Origin of the sequence: Streptomyces sp. NPDC047982, from assembly GCF_043204165.1 — a bacterium.
GTDB lineage: Bacteria > Actinomycetota > Actinomycetes > Streptomycetales > Streptomycetaceae > Streptomyces.
In genome coordinates this window covers 35938-60694 of record NZ_JBIDBS010000031.1, presented here as the reverse complement: position 1 = coordinate 60694, position 24757 = coordinate 35938, and the positions used below count along the sequence as shown (strand labels likewise).

Annotated in this window: 22 protein-coding genes and 3 pseudogenes; 12 read left to right on the top strand and 13 right to left on the bottom strand. The window is 69.5% G+C overall.

The features are described 5' to 3' along the window. Positions 1-18: 18 nt before the first annotated feature. Positions 19-639 (bottom strand): RNA polymerase sigma factor, encoded by a 621-nt coding sequence (locus ACGF2V_RS29040; RefSeq protein ID WP_392913612.1) that lies wholly within the window; start codon positions 637-639, stop codon positions 19-21. A 316-nt stretch (positions 640-955) separates the two neighbouring features. On the opposite strand from ACGF2V_RS29040, the gene ACGF2V_RS29035 reads away from it, so the two are divergent. After that, a complete protein-coding gene (locus tag ACGF2V_RS29035; RefSeq protein ID WP_362710288.1) occupies positions 956-2776 on the top strand; it encodes a DUF6350 family protein in 1821 nt (606 codons plus the stop codon). A 25-nt stretch (positions 2777-2801) separates the two neighbouring features. Here ACGF2V_RS29035 and ACGF2V_RS29030 read toward each other — a convergent pair whose 3' ends face one another. After that, positions 2802-3848 (bottom strand): hypothetical protein, encoded by a 1047-nt coding sequence (locus ACGF2V_RS29030; protein ID WP_362710285.1) that lies wholly within the window; start codon positions 3846-3848, stop codon positions 2802-2804. A gap of 344 nt (positions 3849-4192) precedes the next feature. Between ACGF2V_RS29030 and purN the strand changes: the two genes are divergently transcribed. Together purN and purH are read left to right on the top strand one after the other, a co-directional pair. After that, entirely contained in the window at positions 4193-4849 is a 657-nt protein-coding gene (purN, locus tag ACGF2V_RS29025) for a phosphoribosylglycinamide formyltransferase (RefSeq protein ID WP_362630755.1), read from the top strand. Further along, on the top strand, positions 4836-6389 hold the full coding sequence (gene purH / locus ACGF2V_RS29020; RefSeq protein WP_362710282.1) for a bifunctional phosphoribosylaminoimidazolecarboxamide formyltransferase/IMP cyclohydrolase: 1554 nt from the start codon (positions 4836-4838) through the stop codon (positions 6387-6389). Before purN ends, purH begins: the two co-directional genes overlap by 14 nt. 122 nt (positions 6390-6511) lie before the next feature. On the opposite strand, the gene ACGF2V_RS29015 is transcribed toward purH, so the two are convergent. Continuing rightward, positions 6512-7267 (bottom strand): RDD family protein, encoded by a 756-nt coding sequence (locus ACGF2V_RS29015; RefSeq protein WP_362710279.1) that lies wholly within the window; start codon positions 7265-7267, stop codon positions 6512-6514. Positions 7268-7495: 228 nt separating this feature from the next. On the opposite strand from ACGF2V_RS29015, the gene ACGF2V_RS29010 reads away from it, so the two are divergent. The 3 genes from ACGF2V_RS29010 (at position 7496) to ACGF2V_RS29000 (ending at position 10778) form a co-directional block, all read left to right on the top strand. Further along, positions 7496-8359 (top strand): bifunctional methylenetetrahydrofolate dehydrogenase/methenyltetrahydrofolate cyclohydrolase, encoded by an 864-nt coding sequence (locus ACGF2V_RS29010; protein ID WP_362710277.1) that lies wholly within the window; start codon positions 7496-7498, stop codon positions 8357-8359. Between the two features lie 30 nt (positions 8360-8389). Continuing rightward, positions 8390-9085, top strand: a complete 696-nt coding sequence (locus tag ACGF2V_RS29005) for a DUF3017 domain-containing protein (protein ID WP_362710274.1) — start codon at positions 8390-8392, stop codon at positions 9083-9085. Between the two features lie 703 nt (positions 9086-9788). Next, the gene (locus ACGF2V_RS29000) at positions 9789-10778 is read left to right on the top strand and encodes a malate dehydrogenase (protein WP_362620876.1); all 990 of its coding nucleotides are present in this window, start codon (positions 9789-9791) and stop codon (positions 10776-10778) included. Between the two features lie 226 nt (positions 10779-11004). Here ACGF2V_RS29000 and ACGF2V_RS28995 read toward each other — a convergent pair whose 3' ends face one another. The 8 genes and pseudogenes from ACGF2V_RS28995 to ACGF2V_RS28960 form a co-directional block, all read right to left on the bottom strand. Then, complete coding sequence (locus ACGF2V_RS28995; protein ID WP_362620877.1) at positions 11005-11739, bottom strand: isocitrate lyase/phosphoenolpyruvate mutase family protein; 735 nt, start codon at positions 11737-11739, stop codon at positions 11005-11007. Between the two features lie 493 nt (positions 11740-12232). After that, positions 12233-12370: pseudogene (locus ACGF2V_RS28990) on the bottom strand (carboxymuconolactone decarboxylase family protein); the annotation flags it as partial. Positions 12371-12535: 165 nt separating this feature from the next. After that, positions 12536-13159 carry a hypothetical protein gene (locus ACGF2V_RS28985; RefSeq protein WP_362710271.1) on the bottom strand — a complete coding sequence of 208 codons (624 nt, stop codon included), beginning with the start codon at positions 13157-13159 and terminating at the stop codon, positions 12536-12538. An 11-nt stretch (positions 13160-13170) separates the two neighbouring features. After that, positions 13171-14670: a hypothetical protein gene (locus ACGF2V_RS28980; RefSeq protein WP_362710269.1), complete on the bottom strand. Its 1500-nt coding sequence runs from the start codon at positions 14668-14670 to the stop codon at positions 13171-13173. A 17-nt stretch (positions 14671-14687) separates the two neighbouring features. Then, the gene (locus ACGF2V_RS28975) at positions 14688-15173 is read right to left on the bottom strand and encodes a hypothetical protein (protein ID WP_362710266.1); all 486 of its coding nucleotides are present in this window, start codon (positions 15171-15173) and stop codon (positions 14688-14690) included. A gap of 268 nt (positions 15174-15441) precedes the next feature. After that, the gene (locus tag ACGF2V_RS28970; protein ID WP_362710263.1) at positions 15442-15984 is read right to left on the bottom strand and encodes a hypothetical protein; all 543 of its coding nucleotides are present in this window, start codon (positions 15982-15984) and stop codon (positions 15442-15444) included. A gap of 125 nt (positions 15985-16109) precedes the next feature. Continuing rightward, positions 16110-16538 (bottom strand): hypothetical protein, encoded by a 429-nt coding sequence (locus tag ACGF2V_RS28965; RefSeq protein WP_362710260.1) that lies wholly within the window; start codon positions 16536-16538, stop codon positions 16110-16112. Then, positions 16535-16779, bottom strand: a pseudogene (locus ACGF2V_RS28960) (hypothetical protein). The gene ACGF2V_RS28965 and the pseudogene ACGF2V_RS28960 overlap by 4 nt, the downstream one beginning before the upstream one ends. A 101-nt stretch (positions 16780-16880) precedes the next feature. Here ACGF2V_RS28960 and ACGF2V_RS28955 point away from each other — a divergent pair. The 4 genes and pseudogenes from ACGF2V_RS28955 (at position 16881) to ACGF2V_RS28940 (ending at position 20119) form a co-directional block, all read left to right on the top strand. Then, positions 16881-17707, top strand: a pseudogene (locus tag ACGF2V_RS28955) (Scr1 family TA system antitoxin-like transcriptional regulator). Continuing rightward, the gene (locus ACGF2V_RS28950) at positions 17704-17904 is read left to right on the top strand and encodes a DUF397 domain-containing protein (protein WP_362620883.1); all 201 of its coding nucleotides are present in this window, start codon (positions 17704-17706) and stop codon (positions 17902-17904) included. Before ACGF2V_RS28955 ends, ACGF2V_RS28950 begins: the two are co-directional and overlap by 4 nt. Before the next feature lie 709 nt (positions 17905-18613). Continuing rightward, positions 18614-18916, top strand: coding sequence for a hypothetical protein (locus tag ACGF2V_RS28945; protein WP_362620884.1), 303 nt, complete (start codon positions 18614-18616; stop codon positions 18914-18916). A gap of 6 nt (positions 18917-18922) precedes the next feature. Further along, positions 18923-20119, top strand: coding sequence for a glutathionylspermidine synthase family protein (locus tag ACGF2V_RS28940; protein WP_362620886.1), 1197 nt, complete (start codon positions 18923-18925; stop codon positions 20117-20119). Between the two features lie 223 nt (positions 20120-20342). Here the strand turns inward: ACGF2V_RS28940 and rocD are convergent, their stop codons facing one another. Beyond that, complete coding sequence (gene rocD, locus ACGF2V_RS28935; RefSeq protein WP_362620888.1) at positions 20343-21548, bottom strand: ornithine--oxo-acid transaminase; 1206 nt, start codon at positions 21546-21548, stop codon at positions 20343-20345. 221 nt (positions 21549-21769) lie between these two features. Here rocD and trpS point away from each other — a divergent pair, with 221 nt between their 5' ends. Both trpS and ACGF2V_RS28925 read left to right on the top strand, forming a co-directional pair. Further along, positions 21770-22783 carry a tryptophan--tRNA ligase gene (gene trpS, locus ACGF2V_RS28930; protein WP_362620890.1) on the top strand — a complete coding sequence of 338 codons (1014 nt, stop codon included), beginning with the start codon at positions 21770-21772 and terminating at the stop codon, positions 22781-22783. A gap of 129 nt (positions 22784-22912) precedes the next feature. Further along, entirely contained in the window at positions 22913-23503 is a 591-nt protein-coding gene (locus ACGF2V_RS28925; protein ID WP_362620892.1) for a 2'-5' RNA ligase family protein, read from the top strand. 188 nt (positions 23504-23691) lie between these two features. Here ACGF2V_RS28925 and ACGF2V_RS28920 read toward each other — a convergent pair whose 3' ends face one another. Next, a complete protein-coding gene (locus ACGF2V_RS28920; protein WP_362710256.1) occupies positions 23692-24630 on the bottom strand; it encodes an SDR family NAD(P)-dependent oxidoreductase in 939 nt (312 codons plus the stop codon). Positions 24631-24757 lie beyond the last annotated feature (127 nt).

Sequence of the window (24757 nt, the reverse complement as noted above, 5' to 3'; positions counted from 1 at the left end):
TGGAGCTGGTGTAAGACCTCAACGGAGAACTCCGGGCGGGCAGTCGGCGATGAAACAGGAAGTCTCACGGCGCGAGCCGTAAGAATCTCCCTCCTCCAGGAGGGAGAGCGTCAACAGCCTGCTCGCCGTCGCCGGGGTGCTGGCCTCCGTCTCCGCCGCGGTCTCCGCCAGGGTCAGGCCGACGGCGTCGTGGAGCACGAGCGTGCGACGGTACGACGGGGGCAGCGCGAGCAGGGAGTCGAGCAGTGCCCGTGCCCCGGGCTCGCCGGGCGGCGGGTCGACGGCGCGATGCGTACGGCGCAGCCGGTGCCATGGCGACAGCGCGTACTCGTACGCCGCCGCCCGCACCCAGCCGACCGGATCGTGGTCGGCCACGACCTCGGGCCAACGCTCCCAGGCCAGTGCGAAGGCCCGGGCAACGGACTCCAGGGCGAGTCTTCGACGCCCCGTCAGCAGGAACGTCTGGTGGAAGAGCGCGGTCGCGCAGCGCGCGTACAGGGTGTCGAACGCCTCGATCGCCGCCTTGGACACATCACGCGGCTCGGCGGAAACACGAACACCTTCTTCGGACACGGTGGGCCTGGGCACGGTGGGCAGGGCGGGTGGTTCGGGGGTGGCGCGGGGCCGGGTCGGCGTCATGAACGGAGCCTCGTGGGCCTGCGCCGAGTCAGTGAGTACATAAACGTATATTGAGCGACACAGCGGTTGTTCTCCGTTACACGGAATAAGTGCGTGTCGTTGGCAGCATGATGGCGTGACCCAAGTGACCGGAGACAGCTCGCCGTTGTCGGTGGATCAGGCCGCGGATCAGGCCGCGGGACGGACCGAGAGACGGAGCGCGCAACAAACCGCGAGACGGAGCGCGGAACGGACCGGGAGACAGGCCGCGGGGGCGACTGGGGGACGGACGGCGGAACGATCCGCGGATCGCTCCGCAGGACGGAGCCGCTTCGCCGTGCTGGTCTTCACGTTCCTGCGCGGATGGGTCGCGGCCGGGCTGGGGCTCGGCGCGCTCACCGTGCTCGTCATGGTGCTGTGGATCAGTTCCCCGAGCCCCGACGACGGTCCCTCCGGAGCCTTCCACACGGCGGCCGGGATCTGGCTGCTCGCCCATGGTGCCGAGCTGATCAGGACCGACACGCCCGACGGGACGCCTGCCCCGATCGGCCTCGTCCCCCTGCTGTCGGCCCTGCTGCCGGTGTGGCTGGTGCACCGTGCGGCCCGGGACGCCCTGGAGACCGAGGAGGGGCGCGCCGCACCATCGGCGATGGCCGCGTTCGGCCTGGTCACCGGCGGGTACGCGGTGGTTGTGGCGGCGGTCGCGCTCTATGCGCGAGGCGGCTCGCCGTCCGTGCGCACGGTGTCGCTCCTGTTCCCCGCGGCCGTGGTGGTGGCGGGTGCCGCGGCGGCCGGGGTGTGGACGGCGTACGGACGCCCGGTCTGTCCGCTCCCGCCCTGGGTGCCGGTGCGTGTCCGCGAGACGTCGGCGCGCTCCCGGTTCCGGGTACGCGCCGCGACGGTGTGGCGGTCCGCCGCGGCAGGTGTGGTGACGCTGCTGGGCGGCGGGGCGCTGCTCGTCGCCGTGGGGCTGGTGAGGCATGCCGATGCCGCTCAGCAGTCGTTCGCGCAGCTCGTGGGCGGCTGGGCGGACCTGGTCCCGGTGCTGTTGCTGGCACTGGTGCTGGTTCCGAACGCGGCTGTGTGGGGTGCCGCTTACGGGCTCGGCCCGGGTTTCGCGCTCGGTACGGCGTCCACGGTCACCCCGCTGGCCTTCTCGGGACACCCGGCGCGGCCGGTCTTCCCGTTGCTGGCGGCGGTACCGGACCAGGGGGCGGGGACGATGCCGAACTGGGCGGTCGCGGTGGTGCCGGTCGCCGCCGGGGTGGTGGTCGCCTGGTTCACGGTACGGGGCACGGTCCCCGTTCACGCTGGAGTCGGAGTCGGAGTCGGAGACGGAGACAGAGGCGGCGACGGAGACGACGACAGAAGCGGGGCCGGGCGGGAGGCCGGGTCGGGGGAGGCGTGGAGTGTACGGGAGACCGCGCTGACGGCCGGGCTCGGGGCACTGGGGTGCGGGCTGGCCATGGCCGTACTGGCCGCCGCCGCGGGCGGCCCGCTCGGCACCCGCACGCTGGCGGCGTTCGGCCCGGTGTGGTGGCTGACGGGTGCGGCGGCCGTGGCATGGACGGCGGCGCTGGCTGTTCCCGGGGCGCTGTTGCTACGGGCCTGGCGGCTGCGCGGGAGCAACGGCGGACGGGGCCGGGAAAGTCGCCGGAACGCGACCGGAGGGGCGGACGAGACAGCCGGAACGGCCCGGGCGGCAGAGAAGGCAGAGGCAGTGGGGGCAGCAGGTACGGCAGGGGCGCCAGAGAAGGCAGAGGCAGCGGGGGCAGCAGGTACGGCAGGGGCGGCAGAGAAGGCAGAGGCAGCGGGGGCAGCAGGTACGGCAGGGGCGACAGGGGTGGCCGGGACGAGAGGGACAACAGGTACGGCAGGGGCGACAGGAGCGGCGGAGGAGGCGGGGACGGCGCGGACGGCGGGGCTGCCCGCCGGTCGAGGCTCCACCGAAGCGTCGATTTCGCCGACGCGCCCGGGAACGGCTCGGGCCGGCCGGGCCTCCGCGCGCGCGTCCACGCCGCGCGGGCCGGTGACCGTCGGCGGGGAGGACGGGATCGAGGGCGAGGACGCGGAGCCGTACGATTTCCTGCCGGTCGACCCCTGGCACGCGCGGACGGCCCGGCGTACGGGAGACGCCGGGCCGTCCGGAAACCCGTGAGGCGGGCCGCCCCTGAAGGCGACGGTCAGTTCTTGATGCCGAAGATGGGCTCCAGCGGCTTGGGCAGTAGATCGTTGCAGGCCAACTGGCCGGACTTGGTCAGGGCGTCATTCACGCAGGTGTAGTAGTCGCGGTAGACCAACTGCACCGTGAACGTCGTCGCGACGACCGTGAGCGCGAGCAGGGCGGTCACGAGACCGCTGAGCGCGGCCGTGGTCTGCTGGCGCCCGTAGCCCGGGGCAGGGGAGCCGGGAGCGGACCCGGGCGCCGGGACGTGCCCGGAGCCGGACCCCTGGAGGGGGCCGGCGGCCGGTGCGCCGGAGGAAGCGGCCGGGCGGGAGGCACCGGCGCCTCCCGTCGCGGTGGGATCCTTCGGCTTGGTCCGGAGCGCGCTGATCGACCAGTAGACCGAGAGCGCGCCGAGCAGCAGGGCGATCTCCGGGAAGTCGAAGAGCGCGAAGAAGAACGCCCACATGCCGCCGAGCAGTGCGTAGCGCGCTCGGCGCTGGACCGGATCGGTCGGATCCCAGCGCAGCCCGCCGGGGTTGCCCTCGGGGCCGCCCTGGCCGTTCGGGCCGCCCGGACCCCCGGGCCGTCCGCCGAAACCGCCGCTCTGCCGACCGGGCTGCCGGTTGCTCCACTGGCTGCCCCACAACGGCCGGTCACCGGAGGAACTGCCCTCGGGCGACCCGCCGCCCTGGCCTCCGTCTCCCCGCCGCCCGTCGCCGCGGCCGTCGTCGGCGTTCGAGGGGTGCCGGGGCTGCCAGGGCTGGTCGGGGCGGTTCTCGGGCGGTGCGGCGAACGGGTTGTCGTCGGCGGGACCGGCGGACTTTTGAGAAGCCGTGGAACCCGCGGAGCCCGCGAAGCCCGCAGACCCGGCGGAATCGGAGGAGGACGGGGAGGAGTCCGCGGGGGACCGGTGCTCCCGCAGCAACGGTGATGAGGCCGACGCGGAGAGCGGCCACGACGACGGAGAGGGCGCTACGGGCGACGGCAGCGGCACCAGTGAGGCCGGCCCGGGCAACGGCTGCGGCGAGTGGTGGAAGGCAGTGCGGCGGCGTCGGTCCGTCATGTGGTGAACGTCTTCCCCATCTCGTCATTTCCGTCCTGCGGACGGTTCCCTGTCCCTTGACGCTACCTCCCGGCCAGGAAGGGCGGAAAGCTGGGAGTGGCGGCGCCGTGCGGGCGGAGCACCGACCCCGGTCCGCCCCGGGCCCGATGGTGGCCGATATGGGACGGATGCGCGGTCCCTCACCCCGTCCCGAGGGGGCTCGTACGGCTCCCGGTATCGTTGCTGACGGTCGACCGTTCGTAGAGTTCCCCGTATCGAGGGGCGCGATTCTTTCGTACGACCATACAAATTGAGCGTCGCTTGCTTCATGCCGCCTGCTTCATCACGCGAGAAAGGGCCCAGCCGTGGCCTCCCCGCCCCCTTCCGCTGCACCGGCCCGCCTGGTCGTGCTGGTCTCCGGCTCCGGAACGAACCTCCAAGCCCTGCTCGACGCCATCGGTGACGACCCCGAGGGCTTCGGCGCGCGGGTCGTCGCGGTCGGTGCCGACCGTGACGGCATCGCCGGTCTGGAGCGGGCGGAGCGCGCCGGGCTGCCGACCTTCGTGTGCCGGGTCAAGGACCACGCCACCCGCGAGGAGTGGGACGCGGCGCTCGCCGCCGCGACGGCCGAGCACCGCCCGGACCTCGTGGTGTCGGCGGGGTTCATGAAGATCGTGGGCAAGGAGTTCCTTGCCCGGTTCGGCGGTCGGTTCATCAACACCCACCCCGCCCTGCTCCCCAGCTTTCCCGGTGCCCATGGAGTGCGTGACGCGCTCGCGTACGGCGTGAAGGTCACCGGGTGCACCGTCCACTTCGTCGACGACGGGGTCGACACCGGTCCGATCATCGCGCAGGGCGTGGTCGAGGTGACCGAAGAGGACACGGCGGAGGGCGAAGCGGCCCTCCATGAACGCATCAAGGAAGTCGAGCGCAAGCTGCTCGTCGAGGCCGTGCGGCGGCTCGCCCGCGACGGCTATCGCATTGAGGGACGAAAGGTTCATCTCGGTCATGTCGGTGAATAAGCCCATCCGCCGCGCCCTGGTCAGTGTCTACGACAAGACGGGGCTCGAAGACCTCGCCCGCGGTCTGCACGAAGCGGGCGTCGAGCTGGTCTCGACCGGCTCCACCGCCGGGCGGATCGCCGCTGCCGGGGTGCCCGTCACCAAGGTCGAGGAGCTCACCGGCTTCCCCGAGTGCCTCGACGGCCGTGTCAAGACGCTGCACCCGCGCGTCCACGCCGGCATCCTCGCGGACCTGCGTCTGGACGCCCACCGCGAACAGCTCGCCGAGCTGGGCGTGGAGCCGTTCGACCTCGTCGTCGTCAACCTGTACCCGTTCAAGGAGACCGTCGCCTCCGGCGCCTCCGCCGACGAGTGCGTGGAGCAGATCGACATCGGCGGCCCGTCCATGGTCCGCGCCGCCGCCAAGAACCACCCGTCGGTCGCCGTGGTCACCAGCCCCGAGCGGTACGCCGACGTCCTCGCCGCCGTCAAGGCGGGCGGCTTCGACCTCGCCGCCCGCAAGCGCCTGGCCGCCGAGGCGTTCCAGCACACCGCCGCGTACGACGTCGCCGTCGCCTCCTGGTTCGCCGCAGACTACGCCGCCGCCGACGACTCGGGCTTCCCGGACTTCTTCGGTACGACGTACGAGCGCGCGAACGTCCTGCGGTACGGCGAGAACCCGCACCAGCCCGCCGCGCTCTACACCGCCGCCGCCGGCGGCCTGGCCGAGGCGGAGCAGCTGCACGGCAAGGAGATGTCGTACAACAACTACACGGACACCGACGCCGCGCGCCGGGCCGCGTACGACCACGCCGAGCCGTGCGTCGCGATCATCAAGCACGCCAACCCGTGCGGCATCGCGATCGCCGACGACGTCGCCGAGGCGCACCGCAAGGCGCACGCCTGCGACCCGCTGTCGGCCTTCGGCGGGGTCATCGCCGTCAACCGTCCGGTGACCGTGGCCATGGCCGAGCAGGTCGCGGAGATCTTCACCGAGGTCATCGTCGCCCCGGCGTACGAGGACGGCGCGGTCGAGGTCCTGGCCCGCAAGAAGAACATCCGCGTGCTGCGCTGCCCCGACGCCCCGACCGCCCCGGTCGAGGTCAAGCCGATCGACGGCGGCGCGCTGCTCCAGGTCACCGACCGCCTCCAGGCCGAGGGCGACGACCCGGCCAACTGGACCCTGGCCACCGGTGAGGCGCTCTCCGAGGACGAGCTGAAGGAGCTCGCCTTCGCGTGGAAGGCGTGCCGCGCCGTCAAGTCGAACGCGATCCTGCTCGCCAAGGACGGCGCCTCGGTGGGCGTCGGCATGGGACAGGTCAACCGGGTCGACTCCGCGAAGCTGGCCGTCGAGCGGGCGGGCGAGGAGCGCGCACGCGGGTCCTACGCGGCCTCCGACGCGTTCTTCCCGTTCCCGGACGGGCTGGAGATCCTGACCGCCGCCGGTGTGAAGGCCGTGGTCCAGCCGGGCGGTTCGGTCCGTGACGAGCTGGTCGTCGAGGCCGCGCAGAAGGCGGGCGTGACGATGTACTTCACGGGCACGCGCCACTTCTTCCACTGAGCGTCGCGCGCCTGAGCGCGAAGGGCCGGAACTCCGTGAGGAGTTCCGGCCCTTCGGCTGCGTGGGCGTGCCCGGCACACGGGCACGCCCACGGAACGTCGGTTCCCGACGTCAGCGCTTCGTCAGCGCTTCTTGAGCACCAGCGTGCCGGCGGCACGGTCGTGCCAGCCCTGCAGCTTGCCGGAGTTGTCGAAGAACGGCGACAGGTAGACGAGGACGGCGCCGATGTAGCAGAGGAACGCGCCGACGATCGGAATGATGTAGCGGATGAAACCGGCACCGAGGCCCGGCTTCTGACCGGTGCTCTCCTTGACAACACGCAGGCCGAGGGCCATCTTGCCCAGCGTCGCACCGACCAGCGAGACCATCAGCCACTCGTAGAGCAGCGTGATCAGGCCGAGTATCAGGAGCATGCTGAACATGGTGGCGATGAAGCCGGTGCCGGCGTCGTTGATGCAGGAGTCGTAGCCGGGGGTCCCGGCGGTGCAGTCCTGAGCGCTGCTCGCGAGGCCCACGGCGCCGGCCAGACCGATCGCGCCGATGATCAGGTACACCACGAAGACGGCCACCCCGTCGATCAGGCGCGCGCAGAGACGCAGCCCCATCGTGGCGATCTGGACCGTGCCCAGGTTCGGCACGTTGATGAAGCCGTTGTTGGCCTGGATCGTGCCGGGGGCCTGCTGCGGGTAGCCGTATCCCGGCTGGCCCTGCGGCGGCTGACCGGGCTGGGGCGGGTAGCCGTATCCGGGCTGGCCCTGCGGCGGCTGACCGGGCTGCGGCGGCTGACCCGGCTGCTGCGGGTAGCCGTATCCCGGCTGGCCCTGCGGCGGCTGACCGGGCTGCTGTCCGTAGGGGTTGTTCGGGTCGCCGAAGCTCATCTGGGGAGTTCCTCCAACGTGCAAATGGGGACGATGCGGCCGCACGGAGGAAGAAGAGGTCTGTGGTCCGCCCCCCGGTACTACTGCGGCACAGCGCTCATCATCGTTATAAATGAAATGTAAGTTTGTCCAGTCTGGATGGCTGGATGTTGCTCAAGCGAGACATGGCGGCTGTTCCCGGCCACCGGGAATTGGTATACGGGCGGGGTCATCCGCGAGTATGGGGACATGAGCGCCCAGATTCTCGATGGCAAGGCCACCGCAGCCGCGATCAAGTCCGATCTCACCGTCCGCGTGGCGGCCCTCAAGGCGCGGGGCATCAACCCTGGCCTCGGAACCCTGCTCGTCGGGGACGACCCGGGCAGCCGTTGGTACGTGAACGGCAAGCACCGCGACTGCGCGGAGGTCGGCATCGGCTCCATCCAGCGCGAACTCCCCGACACCGCCACCCAGGAGGAGATCGAGGACGTCGTACGGGAGCTCAACGCCGACCCCGAGTGCACGGGTTACATCGTGCAGCTGCCCCTGCCCAAGGGAATCGACACCAACCGCGTCCTGGAACTGATGGATCCTGCCAAGGACGCCGACGGGCTCCACCCGACGAACCTGGGCCGGCTCGTGCTGAACGAGACGGGTCCGCTGCCGTGCACCCCGCAGGGTGTCGTCCAGTTGCTCCGCCACCACGGCGTGGAGATCAACGGGGCGAACGTCGTGGTCGTGGGCCGGGGCGTCACGATCGGCCGCCCGATGCCGCTGCTGCTGACCCGCAGGTCCGAGAACGCCACCGTCACCCAGTGCCACACCGGTACGCGTGACCTCTCCGCGCACCTCAAGCAGGCCGACATCATCGTCGCCGCCGCCGGGGTGCCCCACATCATCCAGCCCGAGGACGTGAAGCCGGGCGCGGCCGTGCTCGACGTCGGCGTCAGCCGGGACGAGAACGGCAAGATCATCGGAGACGTCCACCCGGGCGTGGCCGAGGTCGCCGCCTGGCTCTCCCCGAACCCGGGCGGTGTCGGTCCGATGACCCGTGCCCAGCTGCTCGTCAACGTGGTCGAGGCGGCCGAGCGCGCCGCGTCCGCCGCCGCCTGACCCGGCGGACCCGAATCCGGAAGGAACCCCATGGGTGCTGGTACGAGCCCGGCCGACCCGGCCACCGAGGCTGATGCCGCCACGGCGGACGAGGGCGCATCGAACCGGGCCGAGTCGAACCGGGCCGAGTCGAACCGGGCCGAGTCGAACAAGGGCGGTGACGTCGGCTCCGCCTCCAGCTCTGGATCTGCCTCCGGTTCTGGATCCGCCTCCGGCTCCGCTTCCGGCCCTGCTGCTGATTCCGGTCCCGTCCCGGGGTCCGGTCCCGTCCCGGGCTCCAGCAGCGAACCGACCGGCACGGCAGCGGGTGCCGCGCCCGGCGGCTCCGGTTCGTCGCGGCGGTTCCCCCTGTTCACCCGGGACACCGCGCGCCCCGAGGGCGGTGGCCGGGCCGCGCCCGGGGACGCGCCCGCGCCGGCCCGGCAGTGGCCGCTGCTCGCGGTGCTCTGTGTGGCCGGCATCGGGCTACTGATCGTGGCCGTCGACCCCTTCGCCCAGGCGTTCCGGGTCGGCACGCTCCTGATCGGCGCCTCCCTCATCGGCGGCGCGGTGCTGCGGCTCGTGGTCCCGTCGGTCGGCATGCTGGCGGTCCGCTCCCGCTTCACCGACCTGGTGACGTACGGCCTCCTCGGCTTCCTCATCGTGATGCTCGCGCTGGTGGCCCAGCCCAAGCCGTGGCTGGACATCCCGTTCCTGGAGGAAGCGGTCCACTTCACGATCCGCTGATTCCCGCCCGTACGACAGCGGCGCCGCCTCCATGGGCGGCGCCGTGTGCGTGGCGTCCGTCCCTTCCCCCGAGGAGGGACGGACACCGAGGGAGGCGAGCCACCGGAACTCACGTTCCGCATGGTGGCGACTTGAGTGGCCCTGCCCCGTCCTGGCTTCAGCCTCGTGGACGGCGAAGAGCGGTTCAAGGGAGCCCTGGGGCTTGTGGCACGGAAGTGACCATTCCGCCACGGTGTGATCGCCGCGCAACGGTGTCGGCCCTGTTCTGAACGACTCCTGTACGACGGCGGCCCAGGGCGTACGAGCGGACCTTCACACGCCTACGAACCTTTTGCCGACGCGTACGAGCGAGGGGCCGACTCGTGCGCGTGACGGGCGAACCCGTGCGCGTGACGTGGACGCGTACACGTACGCATCCGGTCCACGAGGAGGCGTACGCGCCCCACGGATGCGCACGAGCGACACGGGCGCGCCGCGCGCACAGGGGGCCGGGGTAGCCCCTGCGCGGGGAAGCGGCGGATGCGACCTGGTGAGCAAAGTGCGACAACGTGTGCGGGGCGCCACAGGGGGCCGAACGGCCGGAAGGTTCCGGGTCGGATAGCCTGACCGCTGGATATCTCTTCACGTCAAGATTCAGGGATGTAGGGATGTCCAGCACCAGGGGCCAGGAACCCCCACCGCCAGCTGTCTAACGGAGATCGCCATGACCCGCACTCCCGTGAATGTCACCGTGACCGGCGCAGCCGGCCAGATCGGCTACGCACTGCTCTTCCGCATCGCTTCCGGCCACCTGCTCGGCCCGGACGTGCCGGTCAACCTGCGTCTCCTGGAGATCCCGCAGGGCCTGAAGGCCGCCGAGGGCACCGCGATGGAGCTCGACGACTGCGCCTTCCCGCTGCTGCGCGGCATCGAGATCACCGACGACGCCAACAAGGGATTCGACGGTGCCAACGTCGCCCTGCTGGTGGGCGCCCGCCCGCGTACGAAGGGCATGGAGCGCGGCGACCTGCTCTCCGCCAACGGCGGCATCTTCAAGCCGCAGGGCAAGGCGATCAACGACCACGCCGCGGATGACATCAAGGTCCTCGTCGTCGGCAACCCGGCCAACACCAACGCGCTCATCGCGCAGGCCGCCGCCCCGGACGTACCGGCCGAGCGCTTCACCGCGATGACCCGCCTCGACCACAACCGGGCGATCTCGCAGCTGGCAGCCAAGACCGGCGCCGCCGTCTCCGACATCAAGAAGATGACGATCTGGGGCAACCACTCGGCGACCCAGTACCCCGACATCTTCCACGCGGAGATCGTCGGCAAGAACGCCGCCGAGGTCGTCAACGACGAGGCGTGGCTGGCCGACACCTTCATCCCGACCGTCGCCAAGCGCGGCGCCGCGATCATCGAGGCCCGTGGCGCTTCCTCGGCCGCCTCCGCCGCCAACGCCGCCATCGACCACATCCACACCTGGGTCAACGGCACCGCTGCCGGCGACTGGACCTCCATGAGCGTCCCGTCGGACGGCTCCTACGGCGTGCCCGAGGGCCTCATCTCGTCCTTCCCCGTCACCACGAAGGACGGCAAGTACGAGATCGTCCAGGGCCTGGACATCAACGAGTTCTCCCGCACCCGCATCGACGCGTCGGTGCAGGAGCTCACGGAGGAGCGCGACGCGGTGCGCGAGCTCGGCCTGATCTGACCGTTCCGGTCCGGATCGGAACGGTTTCGTTCCTGTCTGGACCAGTTCCGGTCCGATTCCGATCCGGTTCCGGTTCCATTCCGGTTCCGTTCCGGCCCGGTTCGGCGCTGTCTGGGACGTACGTCTTCACGCGCGTACGCCACCGCCCCCGTCGGGGCTGCATTCGCAGTCGCTGCCGGGGGCGGTGGCGTACCCGCGCCGGTCAACCGGTCAGGAGCGCGGGTGTTCAGCCCTTGAGCAGTTCGTCGGCGATCTCGCGCAGGGCGGCCATGGCTCGGTGCTGCAGCCCGGGGCCGAACGTGATCCGGGTGGCACCCAGCTCCCCCAGGCGGCGCGGCGGCGGTCCGTCGGGCAGGCCGACCGCGTTGAGCGGGCCCGGGACGGCGGCGGCCAGCCGGGGCAGGGCCTCGGGCGGCGCCATGATCGGGTAGACGCAGTCCGCGCCCGCCGCCACGTACGCCCGGGCGCGGCGGATCGTCTCCGCCTCCTGGTCCGTGCCGTCGGGGACGCCGTGGACGTACGTGTCCACGCGGGCGTTGACGAAGAGCCGGTCACCAGCGGCAGCCCGAACCTCCGCCAGCCGGTCCGCCTGCCGCTGGGCGTCGACGAGGACGCCGTCGACCGAGTCCTCCAGGTTGCAGCCCACGGCGCCGGTCTCCAGAAGGCGTTCCACCAGTTCTGCGGGCGGCAGCCCGTACCCCGCCTCGATGTCCGCGGACACAGGAACGGTCGATGGGACGGCGCGCACGATCCTCGTCACGGCCGCGAACATCTCGTCGGCGGGCGTCTCCCCGTCCCTGTGGCCGAGTGAGGCGGCGATACCGGCACTGGGCGTGGCGAGCGCGGGGAAGCCCGCCTCGACGAGGACACGGGCACTCGCCGCGTCCCACGGACCCGGGAGGATCAGCGGGTCATCGGGGGCGCGGTCGAGGTGGAGGGCTCGAAGGACTGACGCGGTCATCGTGGACTCCCGGGGAAAGGGTCGTGAGGGGGCGGGTGCGCGGAGTGTGGGGGCGTGTGACGCGATCGGGGCCTGCGGACGGGCCCAGAGTGGGGACGCGCAGGCCCTTTGCGGCGGCATGCTAGGTCAGCGGGCGCGCGGGGCACGGAGGACGCGCAGGACGTACGAGGCGCGCAATCCGCGCAGAGGCACGCAGCCGTGTACGAGGCACGGAAGGCGCGGGGCCGGCAGAGTGACCCGTGACCCATGTGGCGTGGCCTCGTACGGACCTCGTACGGACAAGGACGCGCGCGGCACAGCCCGTACGGTGAGTGGCGTATGGCGGAGGTTCGTACAACGAGAGCACGCACGGCGTATACGCGCACAACGTGAACGCGTTCGCCCGGCGCGTACGGCAGAGCCCGCGTACGGCCGGTCCCGTGCGACGGGAGCGGGCTGCCGTCCCCGGGGCGGGGCGGACGCACCGGCCCGGCGCGTCACCGGGCGGCGCGCGTCAGTGCTTGCTGTCACCCGGCTGGTAGTGGCCAGGGACCATACGGGTGGTCACGGCGAACCGGTTCCAGGCGTTGATGGTGGTGATCGCGGCGACGAGGTGGGCCAGCTCGGTCTCGTCGAAGTGCTTGGCGGCGTTCTCGACGCCCTGGTCATGGGCTACGGGGCGCCGACCGACAGCCCCTGGGCGGGCGCCCTGGACTCGCTGGTCCGCGTCCTGCGGTCCGTGACCTCCGAGCCCTGACGGGGCGAGGCACGGTGGTCGGTGTGACCGCACGGTGTCGGCCTGCCGACCGCAGCACTTCTACGGACCGGAGCTCGCGGGAGGTGGCGTCACGGTCGGCTCGATGGTCGATCGGACGTAGATCCGAGTGGTGCCGGGGCTGAATTCGTGCGCGAACAGGTCGACGCAACGCCGAAGGTGCTTGCCTTCGGGAGAGTCGAGGTCATCGGGGCACAGGCTGACTTTCCGCAGTCCCTGCACGAGCGTCTCGGGTTCTGCCAACCCGAGGTGGGAGAAAGCGGCGGCGGGCCGGTAACCCTTCTCCTTCGGGTGGAAGTTGCCGATCATCCTGGTGTCCTCCGGGAGAAGGCGACCCGTGTAGGCATCCGCCTCCTTGCTGGGCAGGACGAAGGACAGCAGTCCCGTGTCGTGACGCTCACCCACTTTGTAGCCCGCACGCCGGTCCGACGCCGCCTCCGGAATGCGGATACCCAGCTGCCCGCTCATCCAGGCCGGGGTGGCTCCCGCCTCCCAGCAGCAGTTCATCTCCCGGTCCAGCAGGTCCGACTCCACATCGTCGACGGCCCAGGCGAACACGCCGATCAAAGCGGCGACGCAGGCGGCAAACGCCAGCGCGACGACGATCAGCAGTCGTCGACGACGCCCGGGCAGCTCCTCGGCGGAAATCTTGTTGGAATTGCTCACCGGTTGAACCTCTATCGCGCTTCCTGCTGCTCGCGGCCGGGGTCTGTGCGACCTTCCTCGCGTCCGGGCTCGTCCGGTTCCGGCAACGGGTCGTAGTTTGAAGCTGATCCGCCCAGATCGTAGTGCTTGCTGGAACTGCTGCCCGCCATGTCGAATTCGCTGGCGATTCCCGTGGTGTGAAGGCGGGCCATCTGCCCGTCAGGGATTGACATCTCGCCGATCACCGGGACATCAATGGTCACTCCCTTGTTCTCGTCCCAGTTGTAGCGGTCCCACGCGTTCGCCTGATAGTCGAGGCCCACTCTGGGCTCGCCGTTCGCGTCCGGCACGACGGTGACCACTCCGGTCACGTTCGACCTGGTGGAACCGACCGCGTAGAACCAGTTGTTGTTGACTTCCTTTTGGAAGGTGAAGTCCTTGTTGCTGGTCTCCACGGGTATGGAGACCGGACGGCCGCCATTCTTCCTGAACTCCTCAAGCGCTTGCTCGCGCCATGCGTCCTGGTGGTCCCTGATGGAACTCTCGATGTGGTCGCGGAAGTCGGGAACGTCGGACATCATCTTGTCCACGGGCAGATCCATGTTCGTCCCGCTGTTCCCCAAGTAGTGCGCCATGTGCCGAGCAGCGTCGCTGTCACCCTTCCAGTCGGCTGCCTCGGCGATCAGATTCATCTTCTCGCGGGTTCTCCGTTCCTCTGCTCCCGGTTCCTCCACGCCGTGAGGGCCGGATCCGCGGTCGGGGGCGATTTTCTTGACCGTCGGGGAGAGCAGTCCGGCAGCTAGAAGGTCGTCTTTGTGGCCACTCCACAACTCAGCACGGGCCTGTGGGCTCAACGATGTCCAAAGGCGCCGTAGTTCAGCGCGTTGCGAGGCGTTGGCGTCATCACCGAGCGAAGCCAGCCTTGTGGCCCGAGGCAGTTGGTCCTCGTCCAGCGAGGTGTAGGTTGCGTGCCCCGCGTTGTGCGGGTCACCGCCGTGGCTCTTCTTCAGAGCGCGGGTCACGGCCGCGTCGATCTCCGACGCATGCGCCACGAGCCCCGTGAGGGTGTCTGCGTACCACTGCACCAGGTCTTTCGTCCGCTGAGAAGACCCTTTGGCATCACAGAACGGCTCCATGACCTTCACCGTGCCGTTGGGGCCGTCCGTCACCAGGAGACCTGGATCAGGCTCCCCCGAGTGGTCCGGATCTCCCTTACGGGCTTCGGCGGTCAAATCCCGTGCCCGCTTCTGAACGTACGTGAGTTCACCGTGCGCGTCTTCAAGGACGGCCGCGATGCTCTCGGCCTCCCTGTGCAGGTCTGAGATCTCCTTGACCGTCTTACGAACGAACTCCTTGGTGACCGAGGCGTTCACGCCCGCCCACTGTGCCTCATCCGACATCCGCAGGAGGGTTCCGGTGGCATCGGCCTTCAGCGTTCCCAAGCGGCCTGCAGCCAGCTTCCAATCAGCGGCGGCCGTACTCAGCTTCTTCAGGTCCGCTTCCATCAGGTCCGTATAGGTGAGAACGCTCATTGCCCCCGCTTCCGCGCTCACTTCACGTACTTCATCAGTTCCGACACCGGGACTGCCGACCCGTCCCTCTGTCGTAGGCTCGCTGCGATCTCCGACTCGTCCTTGGCATGTGCCTTCTTCGAGTAGTCCAAGTGGTTGGAGATGTGTGCGCACATCTGCAGGACGGTCTTGACCTGCGAAGTCCAGGCTTCGAGTGTCGTGTACAACTCCGCGCCAGCACTGAAGTTCCGCGCCTGCAACTCCGCCGCCGCCTGGGCAGTCGTCCCGGCTTCGCCCTTGTCCATGCCCGCACCGGCGATGTCGGAGCGTTTCCGCAACTCGCCATGGATTCTGAATGCCTCGTTGCCCACCGCGCCCAAGTCGTCCTGATGCACCACTAGGTCGGCTTCGCCTCCGGCACCGGAGCCCGCAGGCGTGGACCCAGCGGAGTTGAGGCGCATGTTCTCCGAATGGCGCTCCTGCACCTGCGACTTGATGCGTGACCAATCGTCTTCGAACGTCACCAGTCCCCCCTAGCCGTTCCGACGAACACCCTACCGAACTCGATCCAGACAGGTCAGATTCAGGGCCCGGTCCGGCAAAGCGAGTGCGGCGTGTGCGGGTTCACACCTGTTCTGTGCTGCCTCGTCGCGGCGGTCCGTACGATTTAGATCGGACGCGTACTCGTGAATGTGCCTTTCGCCGTCCAGAACCTGTGGCACCAGCAGGTCGCGGAGGGGGGCGGTGACATGCCAGGAGTGCGGGGCGGCGCGGTAAGGGGTCTGCCGCCGGCTATGGGAGTTCGGTGACGGTGACGTCGCGTGGTTCGCGGTGGAGGCGGGAGGCGAGTATGCCGGGGAGACGGGGCTCGCCGTAGGGGGCGAGGACGTCGTTGTCGGAGGTGTGCCATCCGGTGTCGGTGAGTTGGTAGAGGGTGCCGGAGACCCCGTGGAGGCGGGGTTTGCGTACGCGCAGTACGGCGTGCTCGGTGCGGCGCAGGAAGGGGCACTGGTGGAGGGAGATGTGGGCGTGTTCGGTGCACAGGGGTGGCATGGAGGTGATGGAGCGTTCGGGCCAGGTCGGGGGTGAGTCGGGGCGGCGCCAGTCGAGGAACAGCCAGCCTTGCTTGTTGCGGTCGGCCGGCCCGCCGCAGACCTGGCACAGCATCTTCTCCATGCAGGCGCGTTGGCGGCCCACATGCATGGAGTTGTACTGCACACGCCCGCCGGTCGATTCGTGCATGCGCACCCACAGGTTCCCGTGATGGTTCCGGTCCCCCGGGCGCGGATTGCGGTACGCGAGCCGGGGCACGCCCGCAGCGAACTCGATCGTCAACTCATGCTGGCGTACGGGGTGTTCGGTTGGTGCGTGACGCGACGTACGGCGTCAGGAGAGGCATGGGTGCGCTTCCCTTTCGGTAGCCGGGCGGGGTATGTGGGTTCTGCGGGGTCTGTGAGGGGCTACGCGGCGATCAACGCGCGCGGTACGGGCGTGGGCTGCGTTACGACCAGCGGGCGGGCGGTGAGCCCGTACCAGCACGCCTCGTCCCTGGCGACGAACTCGAACTCGCGTCCTGCGGCGAGATGTTGCAGAGCCACGGTCTGACGTTCGTCGTCGGCGGCCCAGGCACGCAGCTCGGTCGGTGCGTCGAAGGCGGGCACGGTTGCAGGCGGGCGTGTGGGAGCGAGCAGGGGCGGCTGCCCGGGCCGTAACACGTATGGGGGAATCCACGGGGTGCCCGGTTTCGGGTCCAGCCCGTTCGTGATCCGTACGGCCTGGCCGCGCAGCCACCGCAGCGCGAGCCGTGGCGAGCCGACCAGAGCTCCACCGAGCTGGACGGTCGTCCGGCTGTCACCCGCATACGTCCCGGCGAGGGACGGCCCCGTCACAGCAGCTCACCACGGCTACGACGGTTGGCGCGGGCCAGCTCGGCACGCAACCGCTCTGTCGGTCGGCCGGCCGTACGTCCTCGGGGGCGACGGCCCACTCGACCCCGCCGCCGACGGGACGCAGGGACCACTTTCCGCACCACTCACCGCGGAACTCGCCGGGGTCGAGGCCAGAGCCGGGGCCGGGGTGTGCGGGGGTTCCTGTTGGTTCGAGGCGCCGTTCTTCGCGGACACGGTCCACTCCTCTCCGTAGTGGTTCCACTACCAAGGCGGCTCAGCGTGACCTACAGTCAGCCTGTCTTCAACTTGCGTGAATTGATTAGAGAGTTGGACGTCTAGATAATGAATCGCAAGGAGTTGGACCCTGAGGAGTCGCCGGGTGCGGCTTTCGGGCAGCGTTTGCGCATGCTGCGGGACAAGCGCGGCTGGACGCAGGACGAGCTGGGCAAGCGCATGGGCTGCTCAGGGACGCACATTTCAGCCGTTGAAACTGGTCGCCGCCCTCCAACTCGCCGGTTTGCGGCATCTGCTGACAGGGTGCTCGGCAGTGGAGACAGGCTCGAACGCCAGAGTCGAGCCGTGAGGCAGACGTCGCTACTTGAGGGGTTCCCGGAGTACGTTACCCATGAGACGCGCGCGGCAGAGATCAGACTTTATGAAGTTGGTGTCATGCCCGGCATACTCCAGACACCGGAGTACGCATCAGCGCTGACCGCTCGTGCGGTTGAACGGGGAGCCATCACACCCGAGCAAGGAGACGAGCGAAACGCCTCGTAGCGACACGTCAGACAGCCCTCCAACGCACGCCGCCGCCCTTGGTGTTCGTAGTACTCGACGAGAGTTGCCTCAGAAGGCCCGTTGGCAGTCCGGACATTATGGACGCGCAACTGGAGCGGTTGGTCGAGTTCGCCGCACTGCCGAACAGCGTGCTCCAAGTCGCCCCGTTCGCCATGGGTGATCGTCGCCCACTCAGCTTGCCGCTGTACATCCTGACGATGGCGAACCGTGCTCTCCTCTCGTACGCGGAGTCCGCGCAGCGTGGGCGGCTTAAACGGGAAAGCCCTGCCGTGGTGCCCTTGCTGACGGCCTACCATCAGTTGCAGGCAGAAGCGCTGTCCCAAGCGGAATCCGTGGCCGTGATCAACCAGTTGCGAAAGGGCATCCCGTGACGACCGAATCCCCCCGTTGGTTCAAGTCCTCGTACAGCGAGAACGGCGGCGCTTGCATTGAGGTCGCTGACAACCTCGCTGCCCTTCACGGCCTCGTCCCGGTCCGTGACTCGAAGAACCCGAACGGTGTGGTGCTAAACCTTTCCGTCGACGCCTTTGCGTCCTTCGTGTCGGGCGTCAAGTCCGGAGATGTCTAGGCTGCTTGATCCTTACCTTGCGCCATATGCGCCAACTCGAAGCTGCCCCATCGCATGGAAGGCGATGGGGCAGCTTGTTGTCCGAAACGTCACCATGACAACCAAGTCCGGTGACACCAGTTTGGTGCTTGAGCGCGAGCGACGCTCGGCCGCAGCGGGCATCCCCGCGTGCGCGGGGATCACAGTTCCTGACCTGCGGGTTTAGGTGGCGCGAGGGCTGTTTTTACTTACTTCTTTGAATTGCGATATCAGGGTCAAAGTAGCCCTTTCTGTGTGCTGGTATGGTCGCGCCTTGCTGCTGCACGCATATAGCCGGAGTTGAGAAACCCTGTGGCTTCGAGGCTACTCGGTGGCGGCTCCCCTTCGATGGGGATCGTCGGCGTGAGATCACTTTCTGACGGATCGTCGGACCTGGCATTCGCCTCTCTCCTCCCGTCCGGAGTGCTTGGCGATCACGTTTTGCTGGGGTAGGGGAGGGGTGGTGAGTCGGCATTCGACGTTGCCGGAACGCTGGGGCATGGCGTACCCCGAGGTTGCCCGGCGAGGTGGTCTCGTCCCGGAACGCGTCTCTCGCCTCCCATGGTGCCGCCCGGCACGTGAGTGGTCTCCGGTGTGGGCCTCGTGCCCCCACTTCCCGTCGCGATCGGCCGCGCTTTAATCTGACGAACGGCCGTACTGGCTGGATTCATACGACGGGGGAGACGGAAACATGGCCATACGCAAGCTGAGGTCGAGCACCGTGGTGCTCGGCGGCATGGGGATGCTCGCCGCGGTGATCACCTCCTGCGGTTCCGAGCCGGACAAGCGGTGTGTCGACCCGCTGACCTACAAGCAACTGCCCAGCTACAAATGCAAGAGCGGTGGCGGTGGCGGCGACAGCAGCAGTGGAAGTGGCGGCGGTTCGTACTACTACGGTGGCAAGAGCAAGAACGGCAGGGTGGAGGGCGGCAGCTTCGACAAGGCGGCCGTCGAACGCGGTGGCTTCGGCTGCTCGGGCACCGGAGGCGGCTGAACCGGCATGGAACGCCGCACCACACAGCCGCGCCCCGGCTGGCAGGAGACGGTCGAGAGTCAGGGTGTGGTCTACCCGCTCACCCGCCACCCCGACGGGTCACTGCGACCGTACTGGGACGAGAGCGCCTACTACGTCTTCTCGCTGCCCGAGGTCGAGGCGCTGGAGGAGGTCGTCGAGGAACTGCACACGATGTGCCTGGCCGCCGCCGCGCATATCGTGGAGCGGGGCCGGTTCGCGGAACTCGGCATCACCGACCTGCGGTTGGCGGACCTGATCGCGGAGTCCTGGCTTCGCCGCGACGAACTTCCGTCCATCTACGGCCGTTTCGATCTGCGCTACGACGGAACCGGGCCGGCGAAGATGCTGGAGTACAACGCCGACACTCCCACTTCACTGGTGGAGGCCGCGAGTGCCCAGTGGTTCTGGATGGAGGACCGCTTCCCGGGCGCCGACCAGTGGAACTCGCTGCACGAACGCCTCGTCGAGGCGTGGCGTCGGCAGGCCGCGCTGCTGCCGCCCGGACCGGTGCACTTCGCGCACACCGAGGGCGACGAGATCGGCGAGGATCTGATGACGGTCGCCTATCTGCGGGAGACCGCAGAACAGGCCGGACTCGACACGGAGGCGCTCTCCGTGGAACAGATCGGCTGGGACCGGCTGACGGGCCGGTTCGTGGATGAACGCCTGGGGTTCATCCGCAGTTGCTTCAAGCTGTACCCGTGGGAGTGGCTGGCGACCGACACGTTCGGGCCGCACGTCCTGGACACCCTCGACAACGGCGGCGGCACCGGCACCACCTGCTGGATCGAGCCCGCCTGGAAGATGCTCCTCTCCAACAAGGCGCTCCTGGCGATCCTCTGGGAGCTCTACCCGGGCCACCCGAACCTGCTCGCCTCCTACCTCGACGGTCCGCGTGAACTGGCGACGTACGGTACGGGCGCCGGGGCCGGCTACGTCACCAAGCCGCTGCTGGGCCGGGAAGGCGCCGGGGTCACGATCCACGAGCCGGGGAGCCCCGAGGTGCTGCGCGACGAGCCGTGCTGCTACCAGGAGTTGGCCTCCCTTCCGGACTTCGACGGCAACCGGGTCGTACTCGGGGCGTGGGTCGTCGAGGGCGAGGCGGCGGGCCTCGGCATCCGGGAGTCGGAGGGGCTGGTGACGGACGAGTACGCCCGCTTCCTGCCCCACGTCATCCTCTAGCCGGAAGCAGGCCGGAAGCAGGCCGGAAGCAGGCCGGAAGCAGGCCGGAAGCAGGCCGGAAGCAGGCCGGAAGTCGGCCGGAAGTCGGCCAGGAGTCGGACGAACGGGTCCCGGGGTCGGCCGCCCCCCGGGACCCGTTCGTCCGGACCGTTCGTCCGGACCGTTCGTCCGGATCCGGTCGACTCGGATCCGGACGTCCGGACCGTTCGACCCGGATCCGGATTCAGCCGCGCAGCACTCCGCGGATCTGCTCCAGGCCCCAGTCCAGGTCCTCCTTGCTGATCACCAGCGGCGGAGCGATGCGGATCGTCGAGCCGTGGGTGTCCTTGACCAGCACCCCGCGCCCCATCAGCTTCTCGGAGATCTCCCGGCCGGTGCCGCGGTGCGGGGCGATGTCGACGCCCGCCCACAGGCCGCGTCCCCGTACCTCCTCCACCGCGCCGCCGCCCACCAGCAGGTTCAACTCCTGGTGGAGGTGTTCGCCGAGTTCGGCCGCCCGCTGCTGGTACTCGCCGGTCCTGAGCATCGCGATGACCTCCAGCGCGACCGCGCAGGCGAGCGGGTTGCCGCCGAACGTCGAGCCGTGCTCACCGGGCCGGTACACACCGAGCACGTCCCGGGAGGAGACCACCGCCGACACCGGGACCACGCCCCCGCCCAGAGCCTTGCCGAGCACGTACATGTCCGGCACCACCTCCTCGTGCTCGCACGCGAAGGTCTTCCCGGTCCGGCCCAGGCCCGACTGGATCTCGTCCGCGATGAACAGCACGTTCCGTTCCCGGGTCAGCTCGCGCACCCGGGGGAGGTAGCCGGGCGGCGGCACCAGTACTCCGGCCTCGCCCTGGATCGGCTCCAGCAGCACCGCCACCGTGTTCTCGGTCATCGCCTCCGCGAGCGCGGTCAGGTCCCCGTACGGAATGATCTCGAACCCCGGTGTGTACGGGCCGAAGTCCTCCCGCGCCTCCGGGTCCGTGGAGAAGCTGATGATCGTCGTCGTACGGCCGTGGAAGTTGTTCGAAGCCACGATGATCTTGGCCATGCCGTCCGGGACGCCCTTCACCCGGTAGCCCCACTTGCGGGCGGTCTTCACCGCGGTCTCCACGGCCTCCGCCCCGGTGTTCATCGGCAGGACCATCTCCATGCCGCACAGCTCGGCGAGCCGCGCGCAGAAATCGGCGAACCGGTCGTGGTAGAAGGCGCGCGAGGTGAGGGTCACTCTCTCCAACTGGGCCCTGGCCGCGTCGAGCAGGCGTCGGTTGCCGTGACCGAAGTTGAGCGCCGAGTACCCGGCGAGCATGTCGAGATAGCGCCGGCCTTCCACGTCGGTCATCCAAGCGCCGTCCGCCGAGGCGACGACGACGGGCAGCGGGTGGTAGTTGTGCGCACTGTGCGCCTCGGCGGAGGCGATGGCGTTGTCCGTGGTCGACACGGGATCTCCGATCGTCGTGCGGCATGGGCGGGGAGATGGTGCCCACTTTGTATCGTCGGTCACAACCGGGGCGGGGAAACCAGTGATTCACGGCGTGCCCGCCCGCCCCGTGACGCCCCTGCCGTGCCCCGTACCGCACGCCCCGGCCGCGTACCCGTCCCCGCCGCACGGCTGCGCCACCGGCTGCCGGAGTTACGTGCCGCACCTGAGACAATGGGCCCATGGCCTCTGAACGTCCCCGCGTGCTCTCCGGAATCCAGCCCACCGCAGGCTCGTTCCACCTCGGCAACTACCTCGGCGCGGTGCGCCAGTGGGTGGCGCTGCAGGACTCCCACGACGCCTTCTACATGGTCGTGGACCTGCACGCGATCACCGTGCCGCAGGACCCCGCGCAGCTGCGCGCGAACACCCGGCTCGCCGTCGCTCAGCTCCTTGCCGCCGGTCTCGATCCGGAGCGCTGCACGCTCTTCGTCCAGAGCCATGTGCCCGAGCACGCCCAGCTCGGCTGGGTCATGAACTGCCTCACGGGCTTCGGCGAGGCGTCCCGCATGACGCAGTTCAAGGACAAGTCCGCCAAGCAGGGCGCTGACCGCACCACCGTCGGACTCTTCACGTACCCGATGCTGATGGTCGCCGACATCCTGCTGTACCAGGCCGACCAGGTCCCGGTCGGCGAGGACCAGCGCCAGCACCTGGAGCTGACCCGCGATCTCGCCGAGCGGTTCAACGGCACCTACGGTGACACGTTCACCGTGCCGGACCCGTACATCCTCAAGGAGACGGCGAAGATCTACGACCTGCAGGACCCGTCGTCGAAGATGAGCAAGTCGGCGGCCACCCCCAAGGGCCTGATCAACCTTCTCGACGAGCCGAAGGCCACCGCCAAGAAGGTCAAGAGCGCGGTCACCGACACGGACACCGTCATCCGCTTCGACCGGGCCGAGAAGCCCGGCGTCAGCAACCTGCTGACCATCTACTCCACGCTCACCGGTGCCGGTATCGCGGATCTTGAGCGGAAGTACGAGGGCAAAGGCTACGGTGCGCTCAAGACCGACCTCGCCGAGGTCATGGTCGACTTCGTCACACCGTTCCGCACCCGCACCCAGGAATACCTGGACGATCCCGAGAGTCTGGACTCGATCCTGGCCAAGGGTGCCGAAAAGGCCCGTGCCGTGGCGGCCGAGACCCTGGCCCGAACGTACGACCGGATGGGCTTTCTGCCCGCGAAGCACTGAGTCCAAGGACCCTGGTGGTTTCGTCGCCCCGGGCGTCACACTGACGATGGGAAATCCACCGGGTGGATGGCCGAAAAGTGGCTGTTCACCATCGAGGACAACCGACCTTCGAGGATTGAGGAGAACGACGTGGGGACCGTAACGCTCGGCGTTTCGATCGCGGTCCCGGAGCCCTACGGCAGTCTGCTCCAGGAGCGGCGCGCGAGCTTCGGGGATCCTGCCGCGTACGGCATTCCCACCCATGTCACCCTCCTTCCGCCGACCGAGGCCGCCGCGGCCGACCTGCCCGCGATCGAGGCGCACCTCGCCCAGATCGCGACGGCCGGCCGCCCCTTTCCGATGCGGCTGTCCGGGACGGGCACCTTCCGGCCTCTCTCGCCGGTCGTCTTCGTTCAGGTGGTCGAGGGCGCCTCGGCGTGCTCGTGGCTCCAGAAGCGGGTCAGGGACGCCTCCGGGCCGCTGGTGCGCGAGCTCCAGTTCCCGTACCACCCGCACGTGACCGTGGCGCACGACATCCCCGAGCAGGCGATGGACCGTGCGTACGAGGAGCTCGCCGACTACGAGGCCGCCTGGACCTGCGGTTCGTTCGCGCTGTACGAGCAGGGCGCGGACCGCGTGTGGCGCAAGATCAACGAGTTTCCGTTCGGCGCCGGGGACGGTACGCCCGCCGTGCCCGCGCAGGGCGGCTCCTCCGTGGACGAGCCCTCCCTCCAGTCCTGACCCGTCCCCCGTACGCGCCCGTCCCGGTCCCGTCGGGGCGGGCGCGACGCACGTCGGACCGGGGGCGTACATAGTCGCACCGGCAGGCGCGGAACAGCGGGCCCGGTATGCGTCACACCGGCAGGCGCCGGAACAGCGGCCCGGTATGCGTCACACCGGCAGGGGCCGGAACAGCGGCCCGGTGTGCGTCACACCGGCAGGCGCCGGAACAGCGGGCGCGGCACATGCCGCAGCGCCGACATCACCATGCGCAGCGCCCCGGGCACCCACACCGTCCCCGAGCGTCGCCGCAGCCCCGTCACGATCGCCCTCGCGACCGCGTCCGGCGTGGTCACGAGAGCGGGTGCCTCCAGCGGCGCCGAGGCGATCCGGGACGCGGCATGCCCGTACTCCGCGAACCGTGAGGCCGTGAGTGGTGATGCTACGGACCGTGATGCCACGGACCGTGATGCCACGGACCGTGACGGAACGGTTTGTGCCGCCGTGGTGCGTGAGGTCGGGGGCCGCGGTGTCGTGGGGCGCGGTGTCGCGGGCTCGGTGGATGCCGCTTCCGGCCGTACGACACCGGGGCGCACGACCATCACGTGTACCCCCGTGCCGCGCAGCGCTTCCCCCAGGCCCTGGGCGAACGTGTCCAGGCCCGCCTTGCTGGACCCGTAGATGAAGTCCGCGCGGCGGGCTCGCTCGCCGGCCACCGAGGACAGCACCACGAGCGAGCCGTGCCCTTGCGCCTGGAGCCTGCCGGCGCACACCAGCCCGGCGGAGACGGCTCCCGTGTAGTTGGTCTGGGCGACCCGGACCGCGCCCAGCGGCTCCTCCTCGTCCCGTTCCTGGTCGCCCGCGATGCCGAAGGCGAGGAGCACGACGTCGATGTCGCCCTCGGCGAAGACCTTCCCGAGAACCGTTTCGTGGGTCTCGGGGGCGAGGGCGTCGAAGTCGACCGTACCGACGTCGGCGCCGCACGCGCGCAGCTCGTCGGCGGCCGATTCGAGAGCGGGGGAGGGGCGCCCGGCCAGCCGGACGGTACGGGTGCGCCCGGCGATCAGCCGGCGCGCGGTGGCGAGGGCGATGCTCGACGTACCGCCGAGCACGAGCAGGGACTGCGGAGCACCGAATGCGTCCTTCACGGAACACTCCTTGCTGACGGGAGAGGGACGGGGGCTTGGGGACGGACGGCGTGGGGGACGGACGGCGTGGGAGACGGAAGCGCGGGAGACGGGGGAGGAGAGGTGAGACGCGGGGAGGAGAGGTGAG